The following is a 19,486-nucleotide window of genomic DNA, read 5'->3' as shown; positions in this document are numbered from 1 at the left end:
ACCTTTTGAGCTAATTTTTACAACAACTTGTGGCTTATTTATACAAGACAGAAGCTTATCATGTAGTTACTCTACATGATAAGCCGATAATCCGGTAAAAAGAGCCACAAACACGACCCAAAAGGGTCGGCCAAAAGCATTTTTTTATCGATACGAAAAATTTTATTCATTAGCGATACCCACGGTCTACTGCTAGAGTTCGCGTCCTTGAATTTCTCCTGAGTTATTCACCCGACTCGATTCAAGCGATAACTGCATAGCCAATGTCATGAGCGATGATATTTCTTCTCTTGATATAGCCAAATTCAGAATCGTGTCCACTATACCCAAACAACTTGCTGTTGCAGGTAGGCGGCAAGTGAGTGACAAATTGTCTGGAACAAATTTGAACAGCCGTAGGCTCGCCTTTGATGAGAGCCACAGATGGCTCTCATCATCCCCATCAGCATAGACAGGCTATGTGATTGGGATGAACGAACGCAGCCAACACCCCTGCAGATTCAAGTAGGAAGGGTATTATGCTCAACATAAATGAAATAACCATGAACGAAGAAAAAATGATTGTAGGATGGCGTGAAATAGTAAGCCTTCCTAGATTAGGTATTGGAAAAATAAAAGCCAAAATCGATACTGGAGCCCGGACTTCTTGTCTTCACACTTTTCAAGTGGAGCCATTTACTAAAGAAAATGCCGCTTGGGTACGTTTTTGGATTCATCCACTACAACATAACACTGAAGAAGTGACGGTCTGTGAAGCTAAAGTGATTGATGAGCGGATTGTTCGAGATTCAGGAGGACATGAAGAGTCTCGCTATGTGATCGAGTCAGAAGTTTCTCTTGGGGGGCATACTTGGCCGATAGAAATAACCCTGACAAATCGTGAAAATATGGCATTTCGAATGTTATTAGGCCGAACGGCTATGCATCATCGAATCATGGTTGATCCAACCCAATCCTTTTTAATCCCTTTCGAGGAGCCAAAATAATGAAAATTGGTATTCTGTCGCGTAACGCTTCATTGTATTCAACCAAACGTTTAATTGAAGCATGCAAACAACGCGGGCATGAAGTCAAAGTTATCGATGCTTTACGCTGTTATATGAATATCAACTCAGAACAACCAGAGATCCATTTTAAAGGTGAGAAACTTTCAGGTTTTGATGCGGTTATCCCTCGTATTGGTGCTTCTGTCACTTTTTACGGTACAGCCGTGCTACGGCAATTTGAAATGATGGGGGTGTACCCGATCAATGAGTCGGTCGCTATCAGTCGCTCTCGAGATAAATTGCGTTCTATGCAGCTATTATCTCGCAAAGGGATTGGTATGCCGATCACCGGGTTTGCGAGCAAACCGGATGATGTAAAAGATTTACTCGAGATGGTTGGTGGTGCTCCGGTTGTGATCAAATTACTGGAAGGAACACAAGGTATCGGTGTCGTGCTAGCAGAAACCCGTAAAGCTGCAGAGAGTGTCATCGAAGCATTTATGGGGCTAAAAGCAAATATCATGGTTCAGGAATACATCAAAGAAGCGGGTGGTGCTGACATTCGTTGTTTTGTCATTGGTGATAAAGTCATCGCAGCCATGAAACGCCAAGGCGCAGAAGGTGAATTTCGTTCCAATTTACATCGTGGTGGCACAGCATCACTGGTAAAAATCACCCCCCAAGAACGTAAAACAGCGATTGATGCTGCTAAAGTGATGGGGTTGAATGTTGCGGGTGTCGACCTCCTTCGTTCAGAGCGAGGCCCTTTAGTCATGGAAGTCAATTCCTCCCCGGGCCTCGAAGGCATTGAAGCAGCCACAGGCAAAGACATTGCTGGAATGATTGTCGAGTTTATTGAAAAAAATGCAGCCAGTAGAAGGACCAAAACACGTGGCAAAGGTTAATCGTAATTCCGCGTATTCATTTCTGGGGGAAGTCATTCTCCCAGCGACGAAACGAGTCATCGAGCTTGAAGCGGCCAAACTATATACCCACTCTCCATTATCCATCCCGATTGAAATTATTAATGGCGCGTTTGCTGGCCCAATTTTGATGGTAAACGCCGCCATTCATGGTGACGAACTTAACGGCGTCGAAATTGTTCGCCAGCTGATTAACACGATTGATCCAACGAAGTTAAGGGGAACACTCATCAGCGTTCCGATTGTGAACGTATTTGGTTTCATCCATAAATCTCGTTACTTACCCGATAGGCGAGATCTCAACCGCTGTTTCCCCGGTAGTGAAAAAGGCTCATTAGCCTCTCGTATGGCTCACACATTTTTCTCTCAAGTTGCCCTGAATTGCGATTACATCATTGATTTACACACTGGGGCTATCCATCGAACAAACTTGCCACAAATACGTGCCGATCTCAGTAACCCTGAAACCTTACGAGTGGCTCAAGCTTTTGCTACACCTGTCATTATCGATTCTCCGCTGCGTAACGGATCGCTACGCAGCGAAGCGGAAAAAGCCGGTATTACTGTCTTAACCTATGAAGCAGGCGAGGCGCTACGCTTTGAACCGATTGCCATTAGCGCAGGCATCGTCGGAGTAAAACGAGTCATGCAAGCAATCGGCATGCTTCGCCCTAGCAGAAAACAGGTACCGAGCTCTGTCATTGCAAAATCGACCAGTTGGCAACGAGCAGAAGCCGATGGCATCTTACGTACCGTCGTTTCTCTGGGTGATAAAGTAGAAAAAGGACAAACACTGGCTTATATCAACTCTCCATTAGGTAATGTAGAGATAGAAATTACCGCCAATAAAGGTGGAATAGTCATCGGCCAGCAAACCTTGCCTCTCGTTAATGAAGGGGATGCGATTTTTCATCTGGCTTACTTTAAACAAAGTGATGAGATGGTTGAGCAAGTCGTAGGAGATTTTATTGAAGAAGTTATCGATACTGATTTAGAACCGCTAACCACAGGGCAAATTATGCCCCCTTCTCCTGCTTAATACAAAAAGCCCTTGGTTTATATTCCTCAAGGGCTTGACTATAGACTAGACAAATTAAGCAAACGAAGCCCAAATGACCGTAGCCACTAAAATCGGACACACAAAGCGAACATAACCTGGCCAGATTTTCGCAAATAAACTTTGAGAAAATTCAGGATAACCTTGTTGCAGCTCTTTAAATTTACCATTACGGCTCCATACCCAACCACCAAATAAACAAAACATTAATGCCGCTGTCGGTTGTAAATATTGTGTCGCCGCCATCGCTACCAAGCCAAATAAGCTTGCAAAATTGTACACGATAACAACGCTAAATAACGCAATCACACCGCCAAGAACCCAACTGGTCGCGCCTCGTGAGGTATTCAAACGTTCACTTACCAAAGCCACGGGACACTCAAGCATAGAAATCGATGAAGTTAATGCCGCAATCGTTAATAGCAAAAAGAAAACCGCAGCAAATAATTGCCCCAGTAACCCTAAACTATCAAACATCATCGGTAATACAGTAAATACCAAGGTATCGGAACTGAGTAATGACCCGTCTTGTGCATAAATTTCAACCCCTTTATTCATTGCAACAAACATCGCAGGCATCACAACAAGGCCAGCAATAAAAGCGACGCTGGTATCAACCAAAGTTACATTCATTGCCATTTTAGGTAGGTTTTCTTTCTTACTCAGGTAAGAACCATAAATTAACATCGAGCAACCACCAATCGTTAAAGAAAAAAAGCCTTGTCCCATTGCGGCTAAAATCAGCTTTCTATCCCAGATTTTTTCAAAGTCTGGGATAAGATAATGCTTCAAACCATCCATCGCACCTTGTTGCATCATGATGTAAATAAATAAAATACCAAACAGCACAAATAAGGCAGGCATAAGACGTGTCGACCACTTTTCAATACCGTGCTTGACCCCACCACGAACAATCAAAATCGTCAAAAGATAGAAGATTAGAGTACCGAATAAGTTGCGTTCAACCGAGAATCCTTTTAACCATAGGCTAGCTGATTCAAATCCCAATAAGTCGGTAAATGCGGCAAATAAGAAGCAAATGATCCACCCACCGACAATACTATAAAAAGCCAATACCGTGCTAGGAACACTCAAACCAATCCAACCCACTAAAGCGCCTATTTTTTTTCCAAACGTATGGCCCGTTAATGAGCGCATACTATCGACCGGGTTTGCTTGACCTGAGCGTCCAATTGCCATCTCTACCACTAACATGGGAAAGGCAACGATAAAAATCAAAATTAGATACACTAATAGAAAAGCACCGCCACCGTTACTGGCTGCTTGAGTCGGAAACCCCCAAATATTACCAAGCCCAACAGCCGCGCCCGCAGCGGCTAAAATAAAGCCAAGGCGTGAGCCAAACGTTTCACGAGAACTATTTTGTGTCATAACCACTCACACATCATCAAACTAGTAGGCTAGTACAATAATGGAAATATATAGATTTAACAATCGTTAATGAAATACTTTGCTAAAAGAATCAAAAAAAATACCGTAACACCTAATTTTAATGCAATAAAATAATTGAGATGCCGAAAAGATAGCCTAAAAAGATAAAAAGCTTAATTGCTGGAAAGGTTGAAGGGGTTTTAGCATCACGTGCAAACCTAATAAGCGAATTTCTCTTCCCTTTTGTCGCGTCAGCACTTCCGCCAATAATGTTTTAAAATCTTCTAATTCGAGCTGTGAAGAACCATGTTCTATGGTCGTCAACTGAAAATCGGCAAATTTTACTTTGATCCCCTGCTTGATAATCCTCCTTTGAGGAGAGGCTTTGGTCAGTCGACTATCTAATTCTGGATATAAATAGTGCTCAATAACCTGCCAACATTGATCATAAGTGGCAATATTTTCACTGAAAGTCCGTTCAACCCCCACAGATTTACGCTCACGTTCAGTCACCACTGGTCGATTATCGATACCATGGCTTTTGTTCCATAAAGAGGCACCTAAACGACCAAAATGACGTAATAATTCTCGATAATTGCTGTGTTTAATATCTTGACACAGAAAAAAACCAGCTTGGTTAAGCTTGGCCAAGCTCACTTTACCTACTCCGGGAATTTTTCCCAATGGTAGTTTATCCACCACATCTTGCACAATATCAGGTGTAATCACATAGATACCGTTGGGTTTATTGATATCCGAAGCGACTTTGGCTAAAAATTTGACTGGAGCGACCCCTGCCGATGCGGTCAATTGTAATTCATTGCTGATATCTCGGCGAATAGCCTCTGCAATTAACGTTGCGCTGCCATGGCATATCGTTGTATTGCTCACATCAAGAAAAGCTTCATCAAGCGATAAAGGCTCAATGATCTCAGTATAACGACGGAAAATAGCGTGAATTTGGCGAGAAATAGCCTGATAAACTGGCATACGGCTAGGGATAACCAGTAGATGGGGGCATAGTTTGATAGCCTGTGCGGTTGGCATTGCTGAGCGAATACCAAATGCTCGCGCCTCATAGTTACAAGTACTAATAACGCCACGCTGCTTTTCATGACCACCAACCGCGATGGGGTGACCACGATACTGCGGATTATCACGCATTTCTACGGCAGCATAGAAACAGTCCATATCGATATGGATAATCTTTCTATTCAGCTCTGCCCCCTAAAGAAATACTGTTTAAAAAAACAGTATATAAACATTCCTCTATTTTGCAAAGTCAGCAGCAGAAAATAATCCCAACCGAAGCCAAGATCTTAGCAATTGCTCATGCTATACGATCTTTTTCCCACGCCGCAATACGCTCAGCACGAATCGCTTCTCGAGCTTCCCGTTTTTTACGAGCATCACAAGGCTCAGGACAGTTACAAACTTTATCGATACCAACCGCTCCTAAACCTCCACAGCTCCCTTTCACGACTTTCTTTTGAAAAATATAGCCCACAGCCATTGCTGCAATCACAGCAACAAAGATGGCAAAAGTAATTAGAAATGTATTCATTGTGTTGACTCACTGATTCGGTTGGCGATTAAGGTAAGGTTTAAATGCACTGGAAGCTAATTCCTCAAAACCATTGGCTGTCTTTACAATCATAAATACTGGAATGTGGTTTAATTCAGCGATAGCCATTCCCTTTTCTTCCCCTAACACCATTAATCCGGTCGCCAAACCATCTGCTGTCATACTAGATTTATCCAACACCGTAACTGAAACAACATGGTTATGAATAGGGTAGCCTGTCTTTGGATCAATAATATGAGAATAACGTACACCATCACGTTCAAAGTAGTTACGGTAATCCCCAGAGGTGGCAATAGCCATATCGCCTGGCTCAATAATTTCTTGTACCGCCCGCTCGTCTGTATCCGGCTTTTCAACCGCAATTCGCCAAGGCACACCATCCTGATTCAACCCCTTTAAGCGGATTTCACCACCGACCTCGACCATATAGTTTTCAATTCCTTGAGACTCAATATAATCGGCAACAACATCCACTCCCCAACCTTTGGCAATGGTCGATAGATCAACATACAGATCGGGAATATTTTTTTGCAGCGAATGTCCCTCAACCGATAAATGTGTGATTCCCGTTTTCGCTTTACGCTGCGCTAAATCTTCTTCACTAGGCACGATATCGCGACGTGCTTCAGGGCCAAATCCCCACAGATTGACTAATGGACCAACGGTGACATCTAATGCTCCTTGTGTGAGCGTATTTAACCGTATGGCTTCTTTTACAACGATTGCAGTTTGTTTAGAAACAGAAAATGGTTCATTTCCTTGGTAACGATTAAATCGACTCAGTTCGGAATCTTCACGATAAGTCGACATTTGATCATTCACCTCCTCCAATAAACGATCTATTTCTTTATGAAGTAAGGATGAGTCTGGAATGCCAGCTTGCTGAGTATACTTAATGTTGTAAGTTGTCCCCATTGTCGGGCCAGATAAATGCACCAGTTCAATCGATTTCTCACATCCAGAAAATAGCAATAACGCTGTTAATGCAACAAGCCATTTTTTCACGTGTTTATACCTCTCGGAGCCGTGATGAAAACATAGGTGTATTGTACAAGCATTAATACACCTATTTTCTCTCACTCATATGTTTATACATTGGAAAAATAATGGCTGACTCATCAGAGCCAGCCATCGATATGAGGCTTATCGTAGCTTAACCACCAAAGTCATCAAGTAGGATGTTTTCATCTTCGACACCCAAATCTTTCAGCATGCTGATCACGGCCGCATTCATCATCGGTGGACCACACATGTAGAACTCACAATCTTCTGGTGCTTCATGATCTTTAAGATAATGTTCATATAAAACATTATGAATAAAGCCAGTGTAACCGTCCCAATTATCTTCTGGCATCGGATCAGACAAAGCACAGTGCCAAACAAAGTTGTCGTTTTCAGCTTGTAGCATGTCGAAATCTTCAACATAGAACATTTCACGTTTAGAACGCGCACCGTACCAGAATGACATTTTACGCTTAGATTTAAGACGCTTAAGCTGATCAAAAATATGAGAACGCATCGGTGCCATACCAGCACCACCACCGATAAAGACCATCTCTGCATCGGTATCTTTAGCGAAGAATTCACCAAAAGGACCAGAGATCGTGCACTTATCACCTGGCTTCAACGACCAAATATAAGAGGACATTTGACCGGGTGGTACATCAGGGTTGTTTGGCGGAGGCGTTGCAATTCGCACGTTAAGCATAATAATACCAAACTCTTCTGGATAGTTAGCCATTGAGTACGCACGAATAATATCTTCATCCACCTTAGACTCGTAACGGAATAAGTTAAACTTATCCCAATCACCACGATACTCTTCAGGGACATCGAAATCAGCATATTTAACATGATGCGCAGGCGCTTCGATCTGAATATAACCACCGGCACGGAATGGAACAGACTCACCATCAGGAATTTGTAACTTAAGCTCCTTAATAAAGGTGGCTTTATTATCATTGGAGATAACTTCACATTCCCATCTTTTCACACCAAAAATTTCTTCTGGTAATTCAAGATCCATATCTGTTTTCACTGCAACTTGACATGCCAAACGTTCGCCTTCGCGGGCTTCACCTTTAGTAATGTGATCAAGTTCAGTCGGAAGGATATCTCCACCACCTGATTTCACTTTAACTCGGCACTGGCCACAAGAGCCACCACCACCACAGGCAGATGAAACGAATACACCGGCACCCGCTAAGGCACTGAGTAGTTTGCCACCAGGCTGTGTCACGATCGCTTTTTCAGGATCGCCATTAATTGAGATTGTAATGTCACCTGTTGGTACTAGTTTTGATTTAGCAAATAAAATCACTAAAACCAAAGCAAGTACGATAATGGTAAACATCACGACACCAAGAATAATACTTAGCATTGACTATTCCTTTATTGTTGCGGCCTACCCGACTTACAGTTGAACACCAGAGAAAGACATAAAGCCTAACGCCATTAACCCTACCGTGATAAAAGTGATCCCTAAACCACGTAAACCAGGAGGAACGTCTGAATATTTCATTTTTTCACGAATCCCCGCAAGTGCAACAATTGCCAGCATCCAACCAACGCCAGAACCAAAGCCATAAACAATCGACTCTGTGAAGTTGTAATCACGTTGCACCATAAATGAAACCCCACCAAAGATGGCGCAGTTCACCGTGATTAGCGGTAGGAAAATACCTAATGCGTTATACAGAGGTGGAAAGAAACGATCCAAAATCATTTCTAAGATCTGTACTAAGGCAGCGATGACACCGATAAAGGTAATGAAGTTAAGAAAACTGAGGTCAATCCCCTCAACGAGAGCGTTCTCTCTTAAAATCAGGTTATAAACAAGATTATTCACGGGTACAGCAATAGTTAGTACCACAACAACTGCGATCCCCAACCCAAAGGAGGTTTTTACTTTCTTAGAAACCGCCAAGAAAGTACACATTCCTAAGAAGAAAGACAGAGCCATGTTTTCGATAAAAATCGATTTAACCAGCAGGCTAATATAATGTTCCATTACGATCTTACTCCTTCGCTTCTACTTGCTCTGGTCTGAACGTACGAATTGCCCAGATCAAGAAGCCAATTAGGAAGAATGCAGATGGTGCAAGCAGCATCAAACCATTAGGTTGATACCAACCACCATTGCTAATAAGCGGCAAAACTTCCAAACCAAATAGCTTGCCTGAGCCTAATAGTTCGCGGAAAAAACCGACGGTAATCAGAACAAAACCATAACCCAAACCATTACCCAAACCATCGATTAAAGAAGGAATTGGTGCCGACTTCATCGCAAACGCTTCCGCGCGCCCCATAACAATGCAGTTAGTAATAATCAAACCAACGAATACCGATAACTGCTTGGAAATATCGTACAGGTAAGCTTTTAAAAACTGGTCAACCACGATAACCAATGAAGCAATAATCGCCATTTGTACGATAATCCGTACGCTATTAGGGATATGATGACGGATCAATGAAACAAAAAAGTTAGACAGCGCCGTTACAAACATAACCGCTAACGTCATAACAAAAGCTGTTTCTAGTTTGGTGGTTACTGCTAGAGCAGAACAAACCCCCAATACCTGTAAGGCAATTGGGTTATTGTCTAACACTGGGGCGAGAATGCTCTTTTTAAGATCTTTAGTACTAGACATTAGTTAAGACCTCCATCACGAACTTTTGCCAAGAAAGGACCAAAACCCATATCTCCCAACCAGAAGTCAAAGGTATTTTGTACACCGTTGCTGGTCAATGTCGCACCAGATAAACCGTCCACACCATGTTGGGAACCTTCTGGAGCACCACCTTTTACAATTTTAATTGCGGGTTTATGATTCTCATCAAATAATTGCTTACCAACAAATTGAGCACGCCAAGATGGGTTTTCAACCTCACCACCCAACCCAGGAGTTTCACCTTGATCGTAATAAGTAATCCCCGACACGGTATTACCATCGGTTTCGACCGCAACAAAAGCATACATCATCGACCATAAACCGTTGCCATGAATCGGAAGGATCACTCTCGATACTTGATTGCCATCTTTCACTAAATAAACAATACCGGTGTTGGAGCGACGAATAATTTTTGCGACGTCTTGGTCGGCAGGAAGTTTGATTGACTCATCGGCCGTTTTGGCAGCTTTACGCTGATCAAAATCAGCAGCGGTTGAGCCATCTTCAGCCCGCTCTATAAAATTACCCGTTTTGAAGTCAATTAAACGAGGTTCAATATACTGTGTATAGAGTTCTGGTATTGAACCAGAAGCTTCGATACCTGCTACCTCGATAATTTTGCTTTGCTTATCTAGACGTGCATTTATCTGCTGTTTCTCACGTAAGCCTATCGCGGCTCCCGATACAATGATCGAGCACACGAGGCTCAGTGCAATAACAACAAACAGGGTCTTTTTAATGCTATCGTTACTACTTGCCATAGCGTGCTAGTCTCCGTTTGATGTTTCTCTCGACAACGAGATGGTCGAAAAGAGGAGCAAATAGGTTAGCGAATAAAATCGCTAGCATCATGCCTTCAGGGTATGCGGGGTTGACAACTCGGATTAGCACACACATTGCACCGATCAAAATTCCATATGCCCATTTACCTTTATTTGTAAATGATGCAGACACGGGGTCTGTTGCCATAAAGAACATACCAAAAGCAAAGCCACCTAACACCAGATGCCAATGCCAAGGCATACTAAACATGGCGTTGCTGTCTGAGCCCACTACATTAAATAATGTAGCAAGTGCAATCATACCGATCATAACCCCAGCAATAATGCGCCAAGATGCGATTCCCATGTAAACAATGAAAGCGGCCCCAATCGCTAATGCCAGTGTAGAAACTTCACCGATCGAACCTGGAATATTACCAATGAATGCATCCATCCAAGTAATGGCTTGTCCCGTTGCAGCATTAACCAACTGACCGCTTCCGCCTTGAGACCATTGGCTAAGTGCTGTTGCCCCAGAAAAACCATCTGCTGCAGTCCAGACTAAATCACCAGAAATTTGAGCTGGATAGGCAAAGAATAAAAATGCACGTCCCGCCAAAGCTGGGTTTAGGAAGTTACGTCCCGTACCACCAAACACCTCTTTCGCAACAACCACACCAAAGGTGATACCCAAAGCGGCTTGCCATAATGGTAATGTGGGGGGCACGATAAGAGCAAAGAGGATAGACGTAACAAAGAAGCCTTCGTTCACTTCATGCTTACGCACCATACAGAAGAGCACTTCCCAGAAACCACCGACGAGAAAAACTGTCGCATAGATTGGAAGGAAATAGGTTGCTCCTAAAAGCATCTTCGTTCCCCAACCCGCTCCAGTTATGCTGCCGCCTAACATCTCGGTAAGCCAATAATGCCAATTACCAGCAACGGTGCTAGCTAGATCAATCTGACCTAATAAAGCCATATGTTGCAGTGCAGCAATAGCTTGGCCCCCGGCATTGTACATTCCCCAAAACATCGCAGGAAATACCGCGAACCAAACCATGATCATGATACGTTTTAAGTCGACGCTATCACGTACGTGTGAGCTTTTCTTTGTTACTGTACCAGGTGTATAAAATAGTGTTGCAGCAGCTTCATATAGAGCAAACCACTTCTCATGTTTACCACCGGGTTCAAAATGATGCTCAATGTCTTCAAGAAACTTTTTAAGGCCCATGAAAATTACCCTTCCTTCTCAATCTTGTCGAGGCATTCACGAAGGATAGCTCCGTATTCATATTTGCCAGGACATACAAAGGTACATAATGCTAGATCTTCTTCATCCAGTTCGAGTACACCTAAACGTTGAGCGTTATCGGTATCCCCAGCACAAAGATCACGGAGTAACAACGTTGGCTCCATATCTAGCGGCATAATTTTTTCATAGTTGCCAATCGGTACCATTGCACGATCACTACCATTGGTACTGGTTGTCATATTGAACAACTGTCCTTTGAATAAGTGACCGAGGAAAGAGCGCGTAACCGAAAAACGATTCTTACCAGGAGCCGCCCAGCCAAGAAACTCTTTCTCTCGCCCTTCACGTAAGACCGAGACTTGAAGATGATAACGTCCCAGATAAGCATGAGGGCCCGAGGCTTGAACGCCAGACAAGACAGAACCTGAAATGATACGAACTTCACCGGGCATCAATTCGTTATTAGTCAGCTCATCTAAACTTGCCCCCATGACGGTGCGTAGCAATCGAGGATGATTAACTACAGGGCCAGCTAACGAAACGATGCGTTCATTATACAGCTCACCGGTCAAAAACAGCTTACCGAATGCAATCACATCTTGATAGTTAATGCTCCATGCGACATTTTCAGCATTAACCGGGTAAAGAAAATGCATATGTGTACCAGCAAGACCGGCAGGATGAGGGCCATCAAAAACATGTTCTTCAACATTATTTTGTGATGAGCGAGGTAAACTCGTTCCTTTTTTACACACATACACTTTGCCTTCTGTCAAAGCAGAAAGCACATCTAAACCTGCAATAAAAGCTTCGGATTGCTCATTGATGATCACACTAGGATCGGCTGCTAATGGGTTAGTATCCATCGCAGTAACGAAAATCGCCTTAGTATGGGAGTCAATAGCGGGAACCTTGCTAAACGGACGAGTACGCAATGCTGTCCATAAACCAGATTCAACCAACTGAGCTCTCACCGCATCACGGTCCAAACTCGCTAGCTGATTGGCTTCAAACTTATTGAACGTTATTTGCTCATCGCCAGACACTTCAATCACAACAGATTGAAGGACCCGCTTTGCGCCACGGTTAACTTCAATAACTTTGCCACAGACAGGTGAAGTAAATAGGACACCTGGGTTCTTTTTATCTTCGAAAAGAACTTGAGCTTTCTTTACTTCATCACCTACGCGGACATGCATCGTAGGACGCATACCAACGTACTCTTCGCCAAGCAAGGCGACTTTTGTGACGGCAACACCGTCATTAATCACCTGGGCAGGAGTTCCAGCAATAGGAAGGTCCAAACCCTTTTTTATTGTAATCATACGCACTTGCACTACTTTTTTATCGGGAAAAAGATTCTTTCATTGCGTAAATTCGAGACATTAATGGATAACTATGGGCTTAGGATGTAAGCCAAAATACCGTTAACTGTACTCTAGACACGACATTACAGTGTCCGCTTCTGGTTGTGTTAACACCAAAACCGCAACATCCTTTTTAAAATCCCATCACATTTTCATAATGAGACTTATTAGGTGCAGTAGTTTAACATCTTTTGGGAACTTGATGCCATGACCAATCCCAGCTTCGTTCGCTTTATTTACCAAGAAACACACCATCAGGATTAATTAATAATCATAAATTTGACATATCGCACAATAAAAATACGCGACCAAAATCATGGATAATAGCATTGACTCGAATGACCGATAGCCACAGCGATTCACGTCACCATAAACCTGTTTCCCCTGATACTCATCACAAGCAATTGTAGACATTTAGTTAAAAAAACCGCTCTGTAGCACATGTCTAACGAGGATACTAAGCATGGATATTGCCTTTTTATTGGTTATTATTTCCCATGCACATTGGGCTTTCTGGCACCCCATCTTGTTGTTCTCGCCACTCCTGTGGGGTATAGGTATGAATCGCTAATGCGTGAATATGAGTAGATAATTCGTCCAGCAAAACTTGATTGACTTGACGATGACGAGCAACCAATCGTAATCCATCAAAATCAGAACTGACAACAATCACTTTAAAATGACTTTCAGAGCCTGCTGGGACATTGTGCATGTAACTCTCATTAATGACTTTCAAATATTGTGGATGAAATGCATGATGCAATTTCGTTTCAATGACTTCTTGAAGCATGGCGTTTCCTTAATACACAATGTTTCATGACTCGATAGGGATAAGTTTACTCGCGCAAAACGATAAGGGAAAGGTTTTGGTTTCTTGTTCTGCAACCATTTGCGACAATAGTTAGGTGATTAAATTATGCTAGTAACCTCAATATGAAAACAGAGCTGACGCTATACGATCAAACCTTGACCTTGCACCGCTTCCCACAACGAAGTAATGAAACCCTGCAAGCATGGGATGCAGGAGATGAATATTTAATTACGCATGTGGCGTCGTTATCGCTCCCTCCGAATCAGCATATTTTGATTCTCAATGACCATTTTGGAGCGCTCAGCTGTTGGTTCTCAAAGTCGCATACAGTAACCGTAATGAGCGATTCGTTTATTGCTCATCAGGCGATCAAACAAAACTTAATGGCGAATCAATGCCCTTCAATCACATTAACCAACACAATGGGAAGTCTCCCCTCTGATATTGACTTAGTGCTAATACAAGTACCGCGTAATAACCGCCACCTTGTCTGGCAATTAACCCAGTTGAGACAGTCACTATCGAGTGATTGTCCTGTGATTGCTGTTAATAAAGCCAAAGAGATTCATACTTCAACTCTACAGCTTTTTAGTCAATATTTAGGGCAAACAAAAACGTCCTTAGCGTGGAAAAAACATCGCCTTATATTTAGTTATGCTAACAGCAAGCATGCCCTCCCCACCTCGACAACCACTTGTTGGAAAGTGGAGAACCATCCAATTGAACTCACGAATTTACCCAATGTCTACTCAGGAGAGAAGCTCGATCAAGGTGCTCGTTTTTTTCTCAATTATTTACCGAGTGATGACACTCTTCTCACGGCCATTGATTTAGGATGCGGCAATGGTGTGTTATCGGTAAAACTCGGACAGCTAAACCCACAAGTACAACTAACCTGTGTCGATGAAAGTTTCATGGCTGTAGAGTCTACAAGGCTAAACTTACTCAACAACCTAGCACCCGGTCGACAATTCGAATGTTTAGTCAATAATTGCTTAGATGGTTTTGCGGATAATTCGACTCAATTGATCGTCTGTAATCCTCCATTTCATCAGCAACAAGCGATTACCGATCATATTGCTTGGCAAATGTTCTGCGATGCCAAACGAGTTCTTAACCAAGAAGGAAAGTTATTAGTGATTGGCAATCGTCATCTCGGCTACGATATAAAACTCAAACGACTATTTGGTAAAAGCCAAGTAAAAACTGTCGCTAGTAATGCAAAATTTGTTATCTTACAGGCTATTAAGCAATAAGACTGACGCTATTAAACCGATTGACTTAACGAAAGGAATTGACCATGAAAAAACTGGTTATCGTCGCAACCATGATGCTACTCAACGCATGTGCAGCACCACAGCAAGAACAAATTAACTTCATACCTAAACCGACGCTAAGTAATAGTGCCGTGGTCGATAACGCTGCGTTTACTTTAGTAAGTAAAGACATCCGTTCGGCACAATACGTTGCTCTCGTCGATAGTGGACGCAATAATATCGAACCGATTCATCCTAAACAAAATGTGCGTATTGCACTTGAAAATGCGTTATCAGAACAGTTTTCATCACAAGGCTTTCGCTTAACCGTCAACAGTGAAAATACCCTAACTCTAGAGGTTCAAGAGCTCCTCGTTAACGTTGTTCACTCGATTACCTCCAATGAAATGGATGCTAAAGTAACCCTTGAGGTAACAGCTGAAACGCCAAAAGGTAAGCTAATAAAAAGTTATACTGGCACCGCTAAACGTAGTGCTGCGTTGAGCGCGTCAAATCAAGATATAGAAAAAGTACTTAACGATGTCATTAACTTGGTTCTCAAAGAAATGGCAAATGATGACGAGCTTAAAAATTATATGAAGGAACGTTTCCATGGCTAAGCAATGGCTACTGTTCATTTTGACTGTCATGAGTACCAATCTCTGGGCGGGGCCAAAAGTGAAGTTTGAAACCTCATCAGGTGAGTTTGTTATCGAGCTTAATCAGGAACAAGCGCCACTCACAACAGCTAACTTCCTTAAATATGTAAAAGATGGTAGCTATACTGGTACTCTTTTTCATCGAGTCATTCCTGGCTTTATGGTTCAAGGTGGTGGTTTTGATGAAAAAATGGTACCCAAAGAGAGCTACCCTCCCATCAAAAACGAAGCGAGAAACGGTTTAGCAAATAATACTGCAACCGTAGCAATGGCACGAACGACTAATCCTGATTCAGCCACCCGACAATTTTTTATTAATCTTGTCGATAATGATTTTCTCAATGCAAGTACAAGGCAAGACGGGTATGCTGTTTTCGGTGAGGTTATTGAAGGATTCAGTACCATTCAAGATATGGCAACCCAACCTACCCACACTAAGGGACGTATGAGTGATGTCCCGATCACGCCGATTATTGTTACGAAAGTAACGCTCATTGATTAATCTTGATTAGCCCTAAGCATTAGGGCTAACTTGATAAGGATGTTGCTTCATGCCGAGCAAAGCTCACTCTCTCACTTGGTCACAAACATTTAAAAGTTATCTTGATCGCCGACTTTTATGGGTTTTTATGCTCGGTTGCTCTAGCGGCTTTCCATGGGTGTTGATCGGCTCAAATATGTCGGGGTGGCTTAAAGATGCAGGCTTGACTCTTGCCGCTATTGGCTACTTTGGTAGTGTATTTTCTGTTTATGCGATTAATTTTTTATGGGCTCCATTAGTTGATCGCGTAAAATTACCTTTTTTACATGCACGCTTAGGGCAAAGACGAAGTTGGATTCTCTTTTGCCAATTGTTTGTGTTTATTTGCACTTTATGTATTGCTGGCATGAACCCAACCAGCAACCTTGCTGCGATGTCAATTCTGGCACTCTGCATTGCAATTGCCTCGGCAACGCAAGATATCGCCATTGATGCTTTTCGAATCGATACTTTTCAAAAATCCGAACAATCTAAGCTACCGCAAGCATCAGCAATGGCCGTCATTGGCTGGTGGACGGGATACTCTCTTCCTGGTTACTTTGCTTTTATCAATGCCGATGATATTGGCTGGAACATGGTTTATTACGGAATGGCCGCCGTTATTATTCTACTCATGCTATTTACTGTATTAGTCAGTGAGCCTAAAACATACAGAGATAAGCTACAAAAACAAGCAGAAGAGAGGCATAACCAAGTTGTTCATTTTAAAGCAATTAGTTGGTTAAGTGTCACTCTATTCGAACCTTTTATTGATTTCTTTCGTCGCAATGGCTCTCGTGTCGCAATCACACTGCTACTTTTTGTCTTTTTATTTAAGATAGGTGAAGCCTTCTTGGGTAGAATGTCGATTGCTTTTTATAAAGATATTGGCTTTAGTAATGAACAGATCGGTTATTATTCCAAATTGATTGGTTGGGGCATTACGATGTTATTTACTTTCGTTGGCAGTATGTTTAATGTTCGCTTTGGTATTGTGCGAGGCCTAATGATAGGTGGCATTGCGATGTCAGCCAGTAATTTAATGTTCGCTTGGATCGCTCAAACAGGGCCTAATGAGCATCTTCTTCTCGCAACTATTTTAGTTGATAATTTCACGACTGCATTTTCAACAGTCGCATTTGTATCATTTTTAACAGTCATGACTGGCCAAGCCTTTTCTGCAACACAATACGCCCTGCTCGCCTCTCTGGGTAACTTCAGTAGAACAACGCTCGCCTCCTTCAGTGGTGAGCTAGCCGAATACCTTGATAACTGGCCATTATTTTTCATTTTAACCGCATTAATGGTTATTCCGAGCTTATTGATGCTGTATTCGTTACGCCATTACTTTAACAATATGCTAAGTAATGCAAGAAAGAACCGGCAATCCTTTTCAGAACAAGGTAATGAATCATAAAAAACCGCCTCTCTTCATGAAAAGTGAGGGGCGGATTTTTACCGCTATTTTTTGGCCAACCCTTTTTTATTTAAGTAATCGAGCATAAAAGGTCTCGACTCTTGACTCAACTTGCGACAAATTTGCTCAGACCATCCTTGCTGCTTTGTATTCGTCGACCGAGACTGATAGTAGCGACTCATTTTTTGATCATAAAGTTTAATCTGCCTCAAATCTAATGGCTGGTAAGTATTTTCATGAACAATAACGTTTGCACTTAAACGAGGTTTCAATTCAGGATTTTGATCGGGATAACCTAAACATAACCCAAATAAAACGGCCGAATATGGCGGCAATTGCAACAACTCATCCACCTCATTAGGTGAATTTCTCAAGCCACCAATATAAACCCCTCCAAGCTGCATTGATTCGGCGGCAAGTAAACAGTTTTGTGCCATGATTCCAGCATCAATTGCTCCAATTAAAGCCAGCTCCATAAATTCAGCTTTAACATCATTATTAATCGAATAATGTCTCTGATAATCAATGCAAAAAATCAGAAACTCAGCAGCAGTCTCAACATAAGGCTGCTGGCCTGCTAATTTAGCGAGCTGTGCACGTTTTTTTTGATCCGTTACTCGAATGATGGAGATCGCTTGAATCAAGCTAGAAGAAGAAGCCGCAATACCAGAAGCAATAATGTTATCCAATTGTTCCTGACTGATCGGCTGCTCTTTAAACGCACGAATAGATCGATGCGCTTGGATCGTTTCAATAACCTTATTCATAATGTATTTTCAACCCTGAGTTATGCGAAATATAGTCTAGGTCTAGTATTAAATAGGCTTAATACTGCGAGGTTTTTCTCTCGTTAATAAACCCGCAATATCCTATCCACACCGGACCATATTGCGTAACAAAAGAAGAGGGGTATCACCCTCCAACACAACAAAATGATAACAGAAAAAGAACAAGCAAACGATAGAAGCAAGGGAAATGCTTCAATATATCAAGTGGATAAACATATAAAAAAATATCTTTATCGAAATTTTTGTGATGCGCAAAAGGGGGAGAGATTCGAATTTCCAACACGCTTATTTTTTTGGATGCCAATACAAGCAGCCCCTTTGGAACCAACCGAAATTAAGGCTATTAGCTTTAGATCAAAAAAGGTCTTAATCATATGACTAAGACCTTCTTAAAATATGGCAGGGGTGGAGAGATTCGAACTCCCAACACGCGGATTTGGAATCCGCTGCTCTGCCAATTGGAGCTACACCCCTAAATAATCTTACAACTAAAGCCTTGCTGTTTAGCAAAGCTCTTTATGAATGGCGGAGCGGACGGGACTCGAACCCGCGACCCCCGGCGTGACAGGCCGGTATTCTAACCAACTGAACTACCGCTCCACATTGTCTTGTTACTCGATAAAGTCTAATTGGCTGCTTTATTGAGTTTCTGTTTTCAGACGCTAAGTCTAAACACAAGTATTAAAGCCTGGCGATGTTCTACTCTCACATGGGGAGACCCCACACTACCATCGACGCTGTTTCGTTTCACTGCTGAGTTCGGCATGGGATCAGGTGGGTCCAAAACGCTATGGTCGCCAAGCAAAATTTGTTTGAAAGACAGTTCCTAGGAACCTAGGGCCTAGAGCCTAGAGCCTTATCTTTCAATAATCTGGAAAGCTGTTTTCGTTCTCTACACATTCAATGCGCTCAATTGAGCCCATCAAAACCTCTTCGGTGTTGTATGGTTAAGCCTCACGGGCTATTAGTACAGGTTAGCTCAACGCCTCACAACGCTTACACACCCTGCCTATCAACGTTCTAGTCTCGAACAAC

Annotated in this window: 19 protein-coding genes, 2 tRNA genes and 2 rRNA genes; 7 read left to right on the top strand and 16 right to left on the bottom strand. The window is 42.4% G+C overall.

Annotated features, from left to right (window positions below; all coding sequences use genetic code 11):
• Positions 1–542: 542 nt before the first annotated feature.
• From FKN05_RS00115 to FKN05_RS00105, 3 genes are read left to right on the top strand one after another with little or no spacing between them, the layout of a single operon-like run.
• Positions 543–986, top strand: coding sequence for an ATP-dependent zinc protease family protein (locus tag FKN05_RS00115; protein WP_099611639.1), 444 nt, complete (start codon positions 543–545; stop codon positions 984–986).
• The gene (gene rimK, locus FKN05_RS00110; protein ID WP_099611640.1) at positions 986–1,891 is read left to right on the top strand and encodes a 30S ribosomal protein S6--L-glutamate ligase; all 906 of its coding nucleotides are present in this window, start codon (positions 986–988) and stop codon (positions 1,889–1,891) included. The genes FKN05_RS00115 and rimK overlap by 1 nt, the downstream gene beginning before the upstream one ends.
• Positions 1,851–2,948 (top strand): succinylglutamate desuccinylase/aspartoacylase family protein, encoded by a 1,098-nt coding sequence (locus FKN05_RS00105; protein WP_099611641.1) that lies wholly within the window; start codon positions 1,851–1,853, stop codon positions 2,946–2,948. Before rimK ends, FKN05_RS00105 begins: the two co-directional genes overlap by 41 nt.
• Positions 2,949–3,002: 54 nt before the next feature.
• Here the strand turns inward: FKN05_RS00105 and FKN05_RS00100 are convergent, their stop codons facing one another.
• The 11 genes from FKN05_RS00100 to bolA all read right to left on the bottom strand — a co-directional run bounded on the left by FKN05_RS00100 (position 3,003) and on the right by bolA (position 13,790).
• Positions 3,003–4,358, bottom strand: coding sequence for a sodium-dependent transporter (locus FKN05_RS00100; protein WP_099611642.1), 1,356 nt, complete (start codon positions 4,356–4,358; stop codon positions 3,003–3,005).
• A 156-nt stretch (positions 4,359–4,514) separates the two neighbouring features.
• Positions 4,515–5,576 carry a DNA polymerase IV gene (gene dinB, locus FKN05_RS00095; RefSeq protein WP_272870133.1) on the bottom strand — a complete coding sequence of 354 codons (1,062 nt, stop codon included), beginning with the start codon at positions 5,574–5,576 and terminating at the stop codon, positions 4,515–4,517.
• Between the two features lie 112 nt (positions 5,577–5,688).
• Positions 5,689–5,922 (bottom strand): (Na+)-NQR maturation NqrM, encoded by a 234-nt coding sequence (nqrM, locus tag FKN05_RS00090; RefSeq protein WP_099611644.1) that lies wholly within the window; start codon positions 5,920–5,922, stop codon positions 5,689–5,691.
• Positions 5,923–5,931: 9 nt separating this feature from the next.
• Positions 5,932–6,948 (bottom strand): FAD:protein FMN transferase, encoded by a 1,017-nt coding sequence (locus tag FKN05_RS00085; protein ID WP_170886544.1) that lies wholly within the window; start codon positions 6,946–6,948, stop codon positions 5,932–5,934.
• Positions 6,949–7,096: 148 nt separating this feature from the next.
• Positions 7,097–8,323: an NADH:ubiquinone reductase (Na(+)-transporting) subunit F gene (nqrF, locus tag FKN05_RS00080; protein WP_099611646.1), complete on the bottom strand. Its 1,227-nt coding sequence runs from the start codon at positions 8,321–8,323 to the stop codon at positions 7,097–7,099.
• A gap of 33 nt (positions 8,324–8,356) precedes the next feature.
• Positions 8,357–8,953, bottom strand: a complete 597-nt coding sequence (nqrE, locus tag FKN05_RS00075; RefSeq protein WP_099611647.1) for an NADH:ubiquinone reductase (Na(+)-transporting) subunit E — start codon at positions 8,951–8,953, stop codon at positions 8,357–8,359.
• A gap of 7 nt (positions 8,954–8,960) precedes the next feature.
• Positions 8,961–9,593, bottom strand: coding sequence for an NADH:ubiquinone reductase (Na(+)-transporting) subunit D (locus FKN05_RS00070; RefSeq protein ID WP_099611648.1), 633 nt, complete (start codon positions 9,591–9,593; stop codon positions 8,961–8,963).
• Positions 9,593–10,375, bottom strand: coding sequence for a Na(+)-translocating NADH-quinone reductase subunit C (locus FKN05_RS00065; RefSeq protein WP_099611649.1), 783 nt, complete (start codon positions 10,373–10,375; stop codon positions 9,593–9,595). The genes FKN05_RS00070 and FKN05_RS00065 overlap by 1 nt, the downstream gene beginning before the upstream one ends.
• Positions 10,365–11,612 carry an NADH:ubiquinone reductase (Na(+)-transporting) subunit B gene (locus tag FKN05_RS00060; RefSeq protein ID WP_161427619.1) on the bottom strand — a complete coding sequence of 416 codons (1,248 nt, stop codon included), beginning with the start codon at positions 11,610–11,612 and terminating at the stop codon, positions 10,365–10,367. Before FKN05_RS00060 ends, FKN05_RS00065 begins: the two co-directional genes overlap by 11 nt.
• Before the next feature lie 5 nt (positions 11,613–11,617).
• Complete coding sequence (locus FKN05_RS00055; RefSeq protein ID WP_099611668.1) at positions 11,618–12,958, bottom strand: Na(+)-translocating NADH-quinone reductase subunit A; 1,341 nt, start codon at positions 12,956–12,958, stop codon at positions 11,618–11,620.
• A gap of 520 nt (positions 12,959–13,478) precedes the next feature.
• Positions 13,479–13,790 carry a transcriptional regulator BolA gene (gene bolA, locus FKN05_RS00050; protein ID WP_099611650.1) on the bottom strand — a complete coding sequence of 104 codons (312 nt, stop codon included), beginning with the start codon at positions 13,788–13,790 and terminating at the stop codon, positions 13,479–13,481.
• Between the two features lie 143 nt (positions 13,791–13,933).
• Here bolA and FKN05_RS00045 point away from each other — a divergent pair, with 143 nt between their 5' ends.
• From FKN05_RS00045 to FKN05_RS00030, 4 genes are read left to right on the top strand one after another with little or no spacing between them, the layout of a single operon-like run.
• Positions 13,934–15,067 carry a methyltransferase gene (locus tag FKN05_RS00045; RefSeq protein ID WP_161427236.1) on the top strand — a complete coding sequence of 378 codons (1,134 nt, stop codon included), beginning with the start codon at positions 13,934–13,936 and terminating at the stop codon, positions 15,065–15,067.
• 44 nt (positions 15,068–15,111) lie between these two features.
• Positions 15,112–15,687 (top strand): YajG family lipoprotein, encoded by a 576-nt coding sequence (locus tag FKN05_RS00040; protein WP_099611652.1) that lies wholly within the window; start codon positions 15,112–15,114, stop codon positions 15,685–15,687.
• Positions 15,680–16,228 carry a peptidylprolyl isomerase gene (locus FKN05_RS00035; protein ID WP_099611653.1) on the top strand — a complete coding sequence of 183 codons (549 nt, stop codon included), beginning with the start codon at positions 15,680–15,682 and terminating at the stop codon, positions 16,226–16,228. The genes FKN05_RS00040 and FKN05_RS00035 overlap by 8 nt, the downstream gene beginning before the upstream one ends.
• Positions 16,229–16,277: 49 nt before the next feature.
• Positions 16,278–17,663 (top strand): AmpG family muropeptide MFS transporter, encoded by a 1,386-nt coding sequence (locus tag FKN05_RS00030; protein WP_099611654.1) that lies wholly within the window; start codon positions 16,278–16,280, stop codon positions 17,661–17,663.
• Between the two features lie 44 nt (positions 17,664–17,707).
• On the opposite strand, the gene nfsA is transcribed toward FKN05_RS00030, so the two are convergent.
• From nfsA to FKN05_RS00005, 5 genes are all read right to left on the bottom strand, one after another.
• Positions 17,708–18,430, bottom strand: a complete 723-nt coding sequence (nfsA, locus tag FKN05_RS00025) for an oxygen-insensitive NADPH nitroreductase (protein ID WP_099611655.1) — start codon at positions 18,428–18,430, stop codon at positions 17,708–17,710.
• A gap of 418 nt (positions 18,431–18,848) precedes the next feature.
• A tRNA-Trp gene (locus FKN05_RS00020) sits at positions 18,849–18,925 on the bottom strand.
• 49 nt (positions 18,926–18,974) lie between these two features.
• Positions 18,975–19,051: transfer RNA gene (locus FKN05_RS00015), tRNA-Asp, on the bottom strand.
• Between the two features lie 86 nt (positions 19,052–19,137).
• Positions 19,138–19,253, bottom strand: a 5S ribosomal RNA gene (rrf, locus tag FKN05_RS00010).
• 141 nt (positions 19,254–19,394) lie between these two features.
• Positions 19,395–19,486: ribosomal RNA gene (locus tag FKN05_RS00005) — 23S ribosomal RNA — on the bottom strand; the annotation flags it as partial.

The organism is Vibrio sp. 1-1(7), assembly GCF_013048485.1.
GTDB classification, from domain to species: domain Bacteria; phylum Pseudomonadota; class Gammaproteobacteria; order Enterobacterales; family Vibrionaceae; genus Vibrio; species Vibrio fujianensis.
The sequence above is the reverse complement of the archived record's forward strand: the minus strand, read 5'-3'. Positions and strand labels throughout refer to the sequence as shown.

What these genes read in the sequence shown, in the direction of transcription:
- FKN05_RS00065 (WP_099611649.1), bottom strand. Translation starts at nt 10,375, where the DNA reads ATGGCAAGTAGTAACGATAGCATTAAAAAGACCCTGTTTGTTGTTATT.
- nqrE (WP_099611647.1), bottom strand. Translation starts at nt 8,953, where the DNA reads ATGGAACATTATATTAGCCTGCTGGTTAAATCGATTTTTATCGAAAAC.
- nqrF (WP_099611646.1), bottom strand. Translation starts at nt 8,323, where the DNA reads ATGCTAAGTATTATTCTTGGTGTCGTGATGTTTACCATTATCGTACTT.
- FKN05_RS00100 (WP_099611642.1), bottom strand. Translation starts at nt 4,358, where the DNA reads ATGACACAAAATAGTTCTCGTGAAACGTTTGGCTCACGCCTTGGCTTT.
- nfsA (WP_099611655.1), bottom strand. Translation starts at nt 18,430, where the DNA reads ATGAATAAGGTTATTGAAACGATCCAAGCGCATCGATCTATTCGTGCG.
- FKN05_RS00030 (WP_099611654.1), top strand. Translation starts at nt 16,278, where the DNA reads ATGCCGAGCAAAGCTCACTCTCTCACTTGGTCACAAACATTTAAAAGT.
- nqrM (WP_099611644.1), bottom strand. Translation starts at nt 5,922, where the DNA reads ATGAATACATTTCTAATTACTTTTGCCATCTTTGTTGCTGTGATTGCA.
- FKN05_RS00040 (WP_099611652.1), top strand. Translation starts at nt 15,112, where the DNA reads ATGAAAAAACTGGTTATCGTCGCAACCATGATGCTACTCAACGCATGT.
- FKN05_RS00115 (WP_099611639.1), top strand. Translation starts at nt 543, where the DNA reads ATGAACGAAGAAAAAATGATTGTAGGATGGCGTGAAATAGTAAGCCTT.
- FKN05_RS00045 (WP_161427236.1), top strand. Translation starts at nt 13,934, where the DNA reads ATGAAAACAGAGCTGACGCTATACGATCAAACCTTGACCTTGCACCGC.
- FKN05_RS00060 (WP_161427619.1), bottom strand. Translation starts at nt 11,612, where the DNA reads ATGGGCCTTAAAAAGTTTCTTGAAGACATTGAGCATCATTTTGAACCC.
- FKN05_RS00035 (WP_099611653.1), top strand. Translation starts at nt 15,680, where the DNA reads ATGGCTAAGCAATGGCTACTGTTCATTTTGACTGTCATGAGTACCAAT.
- FKN05_RS00055 (WP_099611668.1), bottom strand. Translation starts at nt 12,958, where the DNA reads ATGATTACAATAAAAAAGGGTTTGGACCTTCCTATTGCTGGAACTCCT.
- FKN05_RS00070 (WP_099611648.1), bottom strand. Translation starts at nt 9,593, where the DNA reads ATGTCTAGTACTAAAGATCTTAAAAAGAGCATTCTCGCCCCAGTGTTA.
- FKN05_RS00105 (WP_099611641.1), top strand. Translation starts at nt 1,851, where the DNA reads ATGCAGCCAGTAGAAGGACCAAAACACGTGGCAAAGGTTAATCGTAAT.
- rimK (WP_099611640.1), top strand. Translation starts at nt 986, where the DNA reads ATGAAAATTGGTATTCTGTCGCGTAACGCTTCATTGTATTCAACCAAA.
- bolA (WP_099611650.1), bottom strand. Translation starts at nt 13,790, where the DNA reads ATGCTTCAAGAAGTCATTGAAACGAAATTGCATCATGCATTTCATCCA.